At 72.2% G+C, this 10385-nt stretch carries 11 protein-coding genes; 10 read left to right on the top strand and 1 reads right to left on the bottom strand.

Annotated elements, in window-relative coordinates; genetic code table 11:
• Nucleotides 1-110 precede the first annotated feature (110 nt).
• Nucleotides 111-1022, bottom strand: coding sequence for a LysR family transcriptional regulator (locus ABD363_RS04750; protein ID WP_344600153.1), 912 nt, complete (start codon nucleotides 1020-1022; stop codon nucleotides 111-113).
• Nucleotides 1023-1165: 143 nt separating this feature from the next.
• On the opposite strand from ABD363_RS04750, the gene ABD363_RS04745 reads away from it, so the two are divergent.
• From ABD363_RS04745 to ABD363_RS04700, 10 genes are all read left to right on the top strand, one after another.
• Nucleotides 1166-2161 (top strand): fumarylacetoacetate hydrolase family protein, encoded by a 996-nt coding sequence (locus ABD363_RS04745; RefSeq protein ID WP_344600073.1) that lies wholly within the window; start codon nucleotides 1166-1168, stop codon nucleotides 2159-2161.
• Complete coding sequence (locus tag ABD363_RS04740; RefSeq protein WP_344600072.1) at nucleotides 2158-3114, top strand: cyclase family protein; 957 nt, start codon at nucleotides 2158-2160, stop codon at nucleotides 3112-3114. The genes ABD363_RS04745 and ABD363_RS04740 overlap by 4 nt, the downstream gene beginning before the upstream one ends.
• Before the next feature lie 24 nt (nucleotides 3115-3138).
• On the top strand, nucleotides 3139-4269 hold the full coding sequence (locus ABD363_RS04735; RefSeq protein WP_344600071.1) for an FAD-dependent oxidoreductase: 1131 nt from the start codon (nucleotides 3139-3141) through the stop codon (nucleotides 4267-4269).
• Nucleotides 4266-5264 (top strand): amidohydrolase family protein, encoded by a 999-nt coding sequence (locus ABD363_RS04730; RefSeq protein ID WP_344600070.1) that lies wholly within the window; start codon nucleotides 4266-4268, stop codon nucleotides 5262-5264. The genes ABD363_RS04735 and ABD363_RS04730 overlap by 4 nt, the downstream gene beginning before the upstream one ends.
• A 5-nt stretch (nucleotides 5265-5269) precedes the next feature.
• Nucleotides 5270-6202, top strand: coding sequence for a VOC family protein (locus ABD363_RS04725; RefSeq protein ID WP_344600069.1), 933 nt, complete (start codon nucleotides 5270-5272; stop codon nucleotides 6200-6202).
• Nucleotides 6203-6304: 102 nt separating this feature from the next.
• Entirely contained in the window at nucleotides 6305-7276 is a 972-nt protein-coding gene (locus ABD363_RS04720; RefSeq protein ID WP_344600068.1) for a fumarylacetoacetate hydrolase family protein, read from the top strand.
• Nucleotides 7273-8025 (top strand): SDR family NAD(P)-dependent oxidoreductase, encoded by a 753-nt coding sequence (locus ABD363_RS04715; protein WP_344600067.1) that lies wholly within the window; start codon nucleotides 7273-7275, stop codon nucleotides 8023-8025. Before ABD363_RS04720 ends, ABD363_RS04715 begins: the two co-directional genes overlap by 4 nt.
• Nucleotides 8022-8801 (top strand): SDR family NAD(P)-dependent oxidoreductase, encoded by a 780-nt coding sequence (locus ABD363_RS04710; protein WP_344600066.1) that lies wholly within the window; start codon nucleotides 8022-8024, stop codon nucleotides 8799-8801. Before ABD363_RS04715 ends, ABD363_RS04710 begins: the two co-directional genes overlap by 4 nt.
• 16 nt (nucleotides 8802-8817) lie before the next feature.
• A complete protein-coding gene (locus tag ABD363_RS04705) occupies nucleotides 8818-9576 on the top strand; it encodes a CoA transferase subunit A (protein ID WP_344600065.1) in 759 nt (252 codons plus the stop codon).
• Nucleotides 9576-10226 carry a CoA transferase subunit B gene (locus ABD363_RS04700; protein WP_344600064.1) on the top strand — a complete coding sequence of 217 codons (651 nt, stop codon included), beginning with the start codon at nucleotides 9576-9578 and terminating at the stop codon, nucleotides 10224-10226. The genes ABD363_RS04705 and ABD363_RS04700 overlap by 1 nt, the downstream gene beginning before the upstream one ends.
• The last annotated feature ends 159 nt before the right edge of the window (nucleotides 10227-10385 follow it).

The following is a 10385-nucleotide window of genomic DNA, read 5'->3' as shown; positions in this document are numbered from 1 at the left end:
TCGTCGTGGTCGTGGCCGTGGACGCGGCCGTTCAGCAGCTGCTCGTCTCCGCCCGTCCGTCCGGCCTCCCGGCCGGCACCGACAGCGGGACGCCGACGAGCGGTTCCCGCCTACGGGACGTCGGCCAGGTGGCCGCCGACCCGCGCGGCCGTCTCCCGCAGCCAGATGTGGGCCGCGTCATGGGTGTGGACCGGGTGCCACCACAGCGCCTCCCGCAGCGGCACCGCCTCGTAGGGCGGCTCCACCAGCCGCACCGCGGCGACCGGCGTCAGTATCCGCGCCAGCCGTGCCTGGATCAAGGCGATGCGCCGGGTGCCGGCGACCATCAGGGGCAGGAGCTGGAAGCTGTCGACGGACACCTCCACACGTGGTTCGATGCCGAGCATGCCGAGCTGGCGCACGGCCGGCGCGTCGTAGGTGCGCTGGTACGTCACCCACGGCAGCCGGGCCAGGTCCTGCCGGGTGAGGCGGTCACCGACGTCCGGGTGGTCCTCGGCGACGAGGAACACCCAGCGGTCGTCGTAGAGGTCGGTGGCGGGGAAGTCGCTGATCACGCCGTGCGGCATGAGCAGGCCGTCGGTGGCGCTCAGCAGGGTCGCGGTGTCGTCGACGACGGTCGGCGGGGTCTGGGTGAAGCGCAGCCGGATGCCGGGGGTCTCCTCGTGCACGACGCGGGCCAGCTCGGCGCCGAAGACGGCGACCGCGTAGTCGGACGCCACCAGCCTGAACTCGCGGCTCTCCTCGGCCGGGTCGAAGTCGGCCTGGCTGGAGAAGAGGCGTTCCAGCACCTCGTAGGCGGTGGAGGTGCGGTCCAGCAGGATCTGGCCGAGCGCGGTCAGCTCGTAGTGGCCGCCGACGCGGGCCAGCAGGTCGTCGTCGAAGTGCCGGCGCAGCCGGGCCAGGGCCGCGCTCATCGCGGGCTGGCTCAGACCGACACGCTGCCCGGCCCGGGTGACGTTCCGCTCCTCGAGCAAGGCGCGCAGGGCGACGACGAGATTGAGGTCGAGACGGGCCAGGTTCACGGATCGGTCCTCGCGGTCGGCGACGAACGGGGTGACGATCAGCGGAAATAAACGAGGTGGATGACTGTCATCCACAGAATCGATTTCCCTGATCACAGGGGGCGGGTCCAGATTAGTCCCACCGCAATCAGGAGGACACGTCCGTGAAACCCGAACCCTCGTCCGCGCTCTTCGCCGGTCCGTTCGCCCTCGCCACCCTGTCCGCCCCGGACGGGCCGCAGTTCCCTGCCCTCGTCACCCCCGACGGCCAGGCCTTCGACCTGCGGGATGCCTTCGGCGACGACCGGCTGACCGTCCTCGACGTGCTGGACCGCTGGGAGACGGCGCTGCCTCGGCTGCGCGCACTCGCGGCCGACACCGGCCTGGCCCGCACGGCCGTCGCGGACCTGCGCGTGCACGCGCCCGTGGCGCCGCGTCAGGTGTTCCAGTCGGGCGCGAACTACCGGCAGCACGTCATCGACCTGCACGTCGCCCACCGCGCCCCCGGCGACGAGCGGCCGGAGAGCGAGCGCCGCGCGGAGGCCGCGGAGCTCATGGACCGGCGGGCGGCAAAGGACCTGCCGTACGTCTTCATCGGACTGCCGAGCGCGATCATCGGCCCCTACGACGATGTGGTCCTGCCCGCCTGGGCGGACCAGCCGGACTGGGAGCTGGAGTTGGCGGTCGTGATCGGCAGGCCGGCCCACCGGGTATCGGTGGAGCAGGCGGCCCGGTACATCGCCGGCTACACCATCGCCAACGACCTGACCGACCGGGCCACCGTCTTCCGCCGGGACATGCCGCAGATCGGCACCGACTGGCTGCGCAGCAAGAACGCGCCCGGCTTCACCCCGCTCGGCCCCTGGATCGTGCCCGCGGAGTCGATCGCGAACCCGGACGACCTGCGCGTCACGCTCAAGCTCAACGGCGAGACCATGCAGGACGAGTCCACCAAGGACATGATCTTCAAGGTCGCGCGCATGGTGTCCTACGCCTCCCAGACGGCGCGGCTCCTCCCGGGTGACCTGGTGCTGACCGGCAGCCCAGCCGGCAACGGCATGCACTGGGGCCGGCTGCTGCGCGACGGTGATGTCATGGAGGGGTCCGTCACCGGGCTCGGTGTGCAGCGCACCCGGTGTGTCGCCGAGGCGGTGTCGTGAACCGGCACGACCCCGAGGGGGCGATCGCCGAGGCCGCCAAGGCGTTTTCCAACTGGGGCCGTTGGGGCGAGGACGACCGGCTCGGCACGCTCAACTTCCTCACCGAGGACAAGCGCCGCGAGGGGGCCGCACTCGTCCGGCGCGGTGTCAGCTTCTCCCTGTCGCAGTCCTTCGACATGAACGGCCCGCAGAAGGGCTGGCGGCGGCGCACCAACCCGGTGCACACCATGCTGGACACCGGCACCGACGCCGCCTTCGGCAACCAGGGCTTCCCGCACGGCATCGGCGGCGCCGACGACGTGATCGCGATGCCGCTCCAGTGCTCGACCCAGTGGGACGGGCTCGGGCACATCTTCGACCACGGCAGGGCGTGGAACGGCCGGCCGGCGGAGAAGGTCGTCACCTCCGACGGCGACCTCGTCACCGGCATCGAGCGCATGGCGCCGTACGTCGCCGGGCGCGGCGTCCTGCTCGACGTGGGCCGGGTGATCGGCGAGGACGGGGAGCTGCCGGACGGGTTCGCGATCACCGAGGAACACCTGGCGGCGACGGCCGAGGCGCACGGGGTGGCCGTCGGCCGCGGCGACATCGTGGCGGTGCGCACCGGGCAGCTGGCCCGTGCCCGCCGCGACGGCTGGGGCGACTACGCCGGCGGGCCCGCGCCCGGACTGTCGTTCACCACGGCCGACTGGCTGCACCGCAGTGAGATCGCCGCGATCGCCACGGACACCTGGGGTTTCGAGGTCCGCCCGAACGAGTTCGAGCACGCCTTCCAGCCGCTGCACCAGGTCGTCATCCCGAACATCGGGTTGCTGATCGGCGAGATGTGGGACCTGGAGGCGCTGGCCGAGGACTGTGCCCGCGACGGCGTGTACGCGTTCTGGCTCACCGCCGCGCCTCTCCCCATCACCGGCGCGGTCGGCTCCCCCGTCAACCCGATCGCCGTCAAGTAACGTACCGAGCAAGGGAGTTCCTTCATGAGCAGAGCCCGCACGGTCCTGGTGATCGGTGGCGGTGCCGCAGGCAACGCGGTGACGATCTTCCTGCGCCGAGCCGGCCTCACCGTGGATCTGATCGAGGCCAAGGACGACTGGAACGCCACCGCGGGATCCGGCATCACCCTTCAGGGCAACGCCCTGCGTGTCCTGCGTGAACTCGGCGTCTGGGAACAGGTGGAGGCGTCCGGTTTCGGTTTCGGCTCCGTCGGCATCACCGCCCCCGACGGCACGGTCCTGCACGTCGCCCGGGACCTGCGCACGGGCGGCGACGATCTGCCCGCCACCGTCGGCATGCAGCGCCCACGGCTCCAGCAGATCCTGATCGACGCCGTACGGGCCAGCGGCGCCCAGGTGCGGCTCGGGACGACCGCCGAGATCCTCGGCCAGGACGCGGACGGGGTGTCGGTGCGGTTCTCCGACGGCCGCGAGAGCCGCTACGACCTCGTCATCGCCGCCGACGGCCTCGGTTCCTCGACCCGCGGGGCGATCGGCATCACCGACCGGCCCGAACCGACCGGCATGGCCATCTGGCGCGTCGCCGCCCCCCGCCCGGCCGGCGTGATCCGCACCGATCTCGCCTACGGCGGCCCCGCCTACATCGCCGGATACTGCCCCACCGGTGACACCACGATCTACGCCTACGTCGTCGAGGCCAACCGCGACCGCGCCTCCATCCCGCCGGAGACGTACGCCGACGAGATGCGCCGCCTCGCCTCCGCCTACGGGGGCCACTGGCCGGAGATCACCGCGTCCATCACCGACCCGGCGAAAGTCAACTACACCTGGTTCGACCGGCTCCTCGTCGAGGGCTCCTGGCACCGCGGCCGGGTCGTCCTGGTCGGTGACGCCGCGCACTGCTGCCCGCCCACGCTCGCGCAGGGCGCGGCCCTGTCGCTGGAGGACGCGTGGGTGCTCGCTCAGCTGCTGACCGCCTCGGACACCTGGGACGACGCCCTCTTCCAGGCGTACTACGAGCGGCGCGTGGCCCGCGTCCGCCCGGTCGTGGAGGCGTCCGTGCAGATCGGGCAGTGGCAGCTCGACGGCGTCCGGGACGCGGACATGCCCGGCCTGATGGACCGCATGATGACGATGCTGCGGGAGCTGCCGTGAGCGCGCCCACCGTCGACGTCCACGCGCACGTCCTGCTGCCCGAGGTCGAGGCACTGGTGGCCGGCCTCCCGGGCCACGCGGAGGCGAAGGCCCTGGACGCCCGGCGCAACGGTCCGGCGGCACTCGCCGTGAGCGGGCCCATGGTGCGCGAGCGCATCCCGCGGCTGACCGACCCCGCCGTGCGGCTGGCCACGATGGACAGCCAGGGCGTGGACATCCAGGTGGTCAGTCCCTCCCCCTCGCACTACCACTACTGGGCGGACGAGGAGACGGCCGAGAAGGTGTACCGGCTCGCCAACGAGGCGACCGCGGCGCACTGTTCGGCCGCGCCCGACCGGCTGCGCGGGCTCGGTCTCGTCCCGCTCCAGCACCCGGAGCACCTGGTGCGCGCCCTCGATCACGCGCTGGACCAAGGACTGCTGGGCGTCGAGGTCTCCAGCCACGCCCCGGGGCGGGAGCTGTCCGATCCGGCGTACGAGCCGTTCTGGTCCCGTGCCGAGGAGACGGGGGCGATCGTCTTCCTGCACCCCTTCGGCTGCACGCTCGACGAGCGCCTCGACCGCTGGTACCTGTCCAACACCGTCGGGCAGCCGGTGGAGAACGCCGTCGCCCTCTCCCACCTGATCTTCTCCGGCGTCCTCGACCGTCACCCCGCTCTCACGCTCGTCGCCGCGCACGGCGGCGGCTACCTGCCCACCCACATCGGCCGCTCCGACCACGCCTGGTCGGCCCGCTCCGACGCCGCCGCCGGCTGCGCCCACCTGCCCAGCAGCTATCTGAGGCGCCTGTACTTCGACTCCCTCGTCCACGACCCGCACGTGTTGCGGGAGCTGGTCCGCGCGGCGGGCGCGGACCGGGTGCTGCTCGGCTCCGACTTCCCCTTCGACATGGGTGCCGAGGACCCCGTCGGCGCACTGCGCGCCGCCCATCTGACCGACGCCGCCTTCGAGGCCGTACGCGGCGCGAACGCCGCCGCCCTGCTTTCCCTGGAGTGATTCCCATGCGTCTGCTCACCCATCTGCGGCACGTGGACCTCGCCGTGCCCGACTACGACAAGCAGCTCGACTTCTACGCCGGCGTCTGGGGCCTGACCAAGGTCGCCGAGGACTCCGGCATCGCCTTCCTCGCCGCCGAGGGCTCGCCCGAGCAGTACGTCGTCCGGCTGCGCAAGGCCGCCGAGAAGCGCCTGGACCTGGTCTCCTACGGCGCCGCCTCCGCCGGGGACGTGGACACGCTCGCCGAGCAACTGCTCGCGGGCGGAGTGCAGTTGATCTCCCAGCCGGGCAAGGTGGACACCCCCGGCGGCGGCTACGGCTTCCGCTTCTTCGACGTCGACGGCCGCACCATCGAGGTCTCCGCCGACGTCGAGGTCCGGCAGCACCGCAAGATCGAGGAGAAGGAGTCCATCCCGGTCAAGCTGAGCCATGTCGTCCTCAACTCCCCCGACCTGAACCGCACCCGCGAGTGGTACGAGACCCACCTCGGCTTCCGCCTCTCCGACACCCTCAGCTCCCCGCGCATGGGCGAGGTCATGCACTTCATGCGGATCTCCAACCAGCACCACTCCATGGCGCTCGCCAAGGGCCCGCACACCTCCCTGCACCACATCTCCTTCGAGATGCGCGGCATCGACGAGTACATGCGCGGCTCCGGGCGCGTCATCCGCGCCGGGTACCGCAAGATCTGGGGACCGGGCCGGCACATGGCGGGCGACAACACCTTCACCTACTTCCTCGACCCGCACGGCAACACCGTCGAGTACACGACGGAACTGGAGTGCCTGGACGAGGACACCTGGCACCCGCACGTCTACGACTTCTCGCAGCCCGAGGTCACCGACCAGTGGGGCACCGCCAACCCCATGAACGAACTCGTCGCCAGGGAGTCCTTCAACGACCCCGACCGCGGCGTGTTCGTCGCCCCGCCGGTCTGATCCCACCCCCATCCCCTCGCTCCCGGGGCGCGGCCGGCCCTGTCACCTGCACTGACCCGGTCCCGCCGCGCCCCCGGGGTTCCGCCCGCCAGGAGCCGCACCATGCGTTTCGCCGCCTACGAACACCAGCACCGCCGCCGCTTGGCCGTCGTGGAGGACGACGGCACCCTGCTGCCGCTGCCCGGCGCCACCTCGCTCACCGACCTGCTGCGCCAGTCCGGCGGGCTGCCCGGCCTGCTCGCCGCCGGCGCGGCCGCGCTCGACGTGCCGCCCGGCCCGCACGTGACGCAGGTCCGGCTGCTGCCGCCGCTCCAGCCGGCCTCCGTCCGGGACTTCGTCACCTTCGAGGAACACGTCGAGGGCGTCCGCAGGTCGGTGGACGGCGCGGCAGGTGTGCCGGAACAGTGGTACGCCGCGCCGGCCTTCTACTTCACCAATCCGCACGCGATCCACGGCCCGCACGACGACATCCCCGTCCCGCCCGGGTCGAGTGTCCTGGACTTCGAACTCGAGGTCGCCGCCGTCATCGGCCGCGAGGGCCGCGACCTCACCCCCGAGCAGGCCCGGGACCACATCGTCGGCTACACCGTCTTCAACGACTGGTCGGCCAGGGACCTCCAGTCCGCCGAGATGAAGGTGGGCCTCGGCCCCTGCAAGGGCAAGGACACCGCCACCACGCTGGGCCCGTACCTGGTCACCGCGGACGAGCTGGAGCCGTACCGGGACTTTGACGGCTTCCTGCGCCTGGCGCTCACCGCGGAGGTCAACGGCGAGGTCGTCGGCCGGGACCTGCTGTCCAACATGAGCTGGACGTTCGAGGAGATGACCGCCTTCGCCTCCCGCGGCACCCGGGTCGTGCCCGGGGACGTCCTGGGTTCCGGCACCTGCGGCAACGGCGGCTGCCTCGCCGAACTGTGGGGCCTGCGCGGCGAGCGGACCCCGCCGCCGCTGAAGCCCGGTGACACCGTCACCCTCACCGTCGAAGGGATCGGCAGCGTGTCCAGCACCGTCGTCCCCGGCGCGGACCCGGTGCCGCTGCCCGCCGGCCGGCGCCGGTCCCGGGAGCGGCCGTGACCGGCCCGCGTCCCCGGAGACTGCTCGGCAAGGTCGTCGTGGTCACCGGCGCGGCCCGTGGCCAGGGCGCCGCCGAGGCGGAGGCGCTGGCACGGGAGGGAGCGCGGGTGATCGCCACCGACGTACGGCCGGAGGGCGACTGCCGCCGCCTCGACGTGACCAGCGAACAGGACTGGGCCGGTCTCGCCGCCGAGCTGAAGGAGGCGTACGGGCAGGTGCACGGCCTGGTCAACAACGCCGGCATCACCTGGCGTGCCCGCGTCGGCGACGTACGAGCCGCGGACTTCGACCGCGTCCACGCCGTCAATGTCACCGGCCCGCTGCTCGGCATCCAGCACCTCGCCCCGCTGATGCCGCCGGGCTCCTCGATCGTCAACGTCGGCTCCTCGGCGGCCCTCACAGCCCACTACCCGGTCGCCTACACCGCCAGCAAGTGGGGCCTCCGGGGGCTGTCCAGGACGGCCGCACTGGAGCTCGGGCCGCGCGGCATCCGCGTCAACACGGTCCACCCCGGCTACATAGAGACCGCGATGACCGCCTCCGCCGCGCCCGCGTTCCGCGAGGCCAACGTCCGCGAGACCCCGCTCGGCCGCACGGGGACGGCCGACGAGGTAGCGCCGCTGGTCGTCTTCCTGCTGTCGGACGAGTCGTCGTTCATCACCGGCGCCGAGATCCCCGTCGACGGCGGGCTCACCGCGCACGGCGGCGTCAAGTCGGTGTCGGACGCGCTGCGCGAGGGGGCCTCGTGAAGCGGCTGGAGGGCAAGGTCGCGCTGATCTCCGGCACCGCGCGCGGTCAGGGCCAGGCCGCCGCGCTGCGGTTCGCGGCCGAGGGCGCGCTCGTGGTCGGCGGCGATCTGCTGCACGAGGAAGCCGTCGAGACACAGCGCCTCATCGCCCGCGAGGGCGGCACCGCCCTCACCTCCGGCCCCCTCGACGTCACCGACGAGGCGTCGGTGCGCTCCTGGGTGGCGGAGGCCGTCGACGCCTTCGGCAGCGTCGACATCGTGTACGCCAACGCCGGCGCGGTCCGCTTCGGGGGCATCGACAGCCAGCCGTACGAGGACTTCGCCTTCACCGTGCGCGCCGAGCTGGACTCGGTGTGGCTGACCGTCCGGGCGGCCTGGCCGCATCTGATCGACAGCCGCGGCTGCGTCCTCACCGTCGGTTCCACCGCCGGGCTGACCGGTTCGCTCACCAACCAACGCACGGCCCACTCGGCGTCCAAGGGCGGAGTGATCGCGCTGACCCGGCAACTGGCCGCCGAGGGAGCGCCGTACGGCATCCGCGCCAACTGCGTCAGCCCCGGAATGATCGACACGGACGGCTCCCGCGCCAACCTCCTCGCCGAGGACCACCCGATGCACTCCATCGCCCGGCACATCCCCCTCGGCCGCACCGGCACACCCGACGACGTGGTGAACGCGGCCGTCTTCCTCACCTCGGACGAGGCGTCGTACATCACGGGCGCCCACCTCGTCGTCGACGGCGGCTGGTCCGCCGTCCTGCCCGGCGCCACCCTCTGAAAGGAAGCTCCCGCACGTGAACAAGGTCCGCGACAGCGCCGCCGAGGCGGTCGCCGACATCCCCGACGGCGCCTCGCTCGCCGTCGGCGGATTCGGCCTCAGCGGCGTGCCCGAGGTACTGATCCGCGCCCTGTACGAGCAGGGCGCGAGCGGCCTGGAGGTCGTCTCCAACAACTGCGGCGTCGACGGCCGCGGCCTCGGCGTCCTGCTCGCCGCCGGCCGCATCGCCCGCGTCACCGGGTCCTACGTCGGCGAGAACAAGGAGTTCGCCCGCCAGTACCTCGCGGGTGAACTGGAGGTCGAGCTGACCCCGCAGGGCACCCTCGCCGAACGCCTGCGCGCGGGCGGCGCCGGCATCCCCGCCTTCTACACCCCGGCCGGAGTGGGCACCCAGGTGGCGGCCGGCGGTCTGCCCTGGCGGTACGCGCCGGGAGGCGGCTCAGTCGCAGTGGCCTCGCCGCCCAAGGAGACGCGTGAGTTCCACGGCCGCCCCCACGTCCTGGAGCACGGCATCACCACCGATTTCGCCCTCGTCCGGGCCTGGCGCGGCGACCGGCACGGCAACCTCGTCTTCCGCAAGGCCGCCGCCAACTTCAACCCCCTGGCCGCCATGGCGGGCAAGGTGACCATCGCCGAGGTGGAGGAACTCGTCGAGCCGGGCGGACTGGCCCCCGACGCGGTCCACCTGCCCGGCATCCACGTCCAGCGGATCGTGGCCCTCAGCGCCGACCAGGCCGCGGACAAGCAGCTGGAGAAAAGGACGGTACGTTCCTGATGCCCTGGACCCGCGACCAGATGGCCGCCCGCGCCGCCGCGGAACTCACCGACGGCTCCTACGTCAACCTCGGCATCGGCCTGCCCACCCTCGTCCCCGGCCACCTCCCGTCCGGCGTGCACGTCGTCCTGCACTCCGAGAACGGCATCCTCGGCACCGGCCCCTACCCGTACGAGGACGAGGTCGACCCCGACTTGATCAACGCCGGCAAGGAGACCGTCACCGTGCTGCCCGGGGCCGCCTTTTTCGACTCGGCCCTCTCCTTCGGCATGATCCGCGGCGGCCACATCGACACCGCCGTCCTCGGCGCCATGCAGGTCTCCGAGCGAGGAGACCTGGCCAACTGGGTGATCCCCGGGAAGATGGTCAAGGGCATGGGTGGTGCCATGGACCTGGTCCACGGAGCCCGCCGCGTCATCGTCCTGATGGAGCACACCGCCAAGGACGGCTCCCCGAAGATCCTCAAGGACTGCACCCTGCCACTGACGGGTGAGCGGTGCGTGCACCGCATCATCACCGACCTGGGCGTCCTCGACGTCACCGACGACGGCCTCGCGCTGGTGGAGACCGCCCCCGGTGTCACCACGGACCACATCACGGCCCGCACGGACGCACCTGTACGCCTGGACGCTCTCCGGGTGGCACGCTGATCCGTGCCGCGTCACGGTGTCAAGGACGCCCGCCCCTCCGCCGATGCTCCGTCAGGACGGGCGTCGTGCGGGCGTCGGACACGTCGTCGCGGAACGACACCGAAGAACTGCGGGTCGCGTGGCCTGCGTGAGCATACGACGCGCCAGTGACCCGAGCCG

The sequence above is a fragment of the Streptomyces glaucus genome (genome assembly GCF_039533365.1).
In the GTDB taxonomy this organism is placed as follows: Bacteria; Actinomycetota; Actinomycetes; order Streptomycetales; family Streptomycetaceae; genus Streptomyces; species Streptomyces glaucus.
Note: the sequence above shows the minus strand (reverse complement) of the source record. Positions and strands in the feature narration are given on the sequence as shown.

Excerpts from the sequence above, each read along its gene's own strand:
- ABD363_RS04720 (WP_344600068.1), top strand. The coding sequence starts at position 6,305 with ATGCGTTTCGCCGCCTACGAACACCAGCACCGCCGCCGCTTGGCCGTC.
- ABD363_RS04700 (WP_344600064.1), top strand. The coding sequence starts at position 9,576 with ATGCCCTGGACCCGCGACCAGATGGCCGCCCGCGCCGCCGCGGAACTC.
- ABD363_RS04725 (WP_344600069.1), top strand. The coding sequence starts at position 5,270 with ATGCGTCTGCTCACCCATCTGCGGCACGTGGACCTCGCCGTGCCCGAC.
- ABD363_RS04735 (WP_344600071.1), top strand. The coding sequence starts at position 3,139 with ATGAGCAGAGCCCGCACGGTCCTGGTGATCGGTGGCGGTGCCGCAGGC.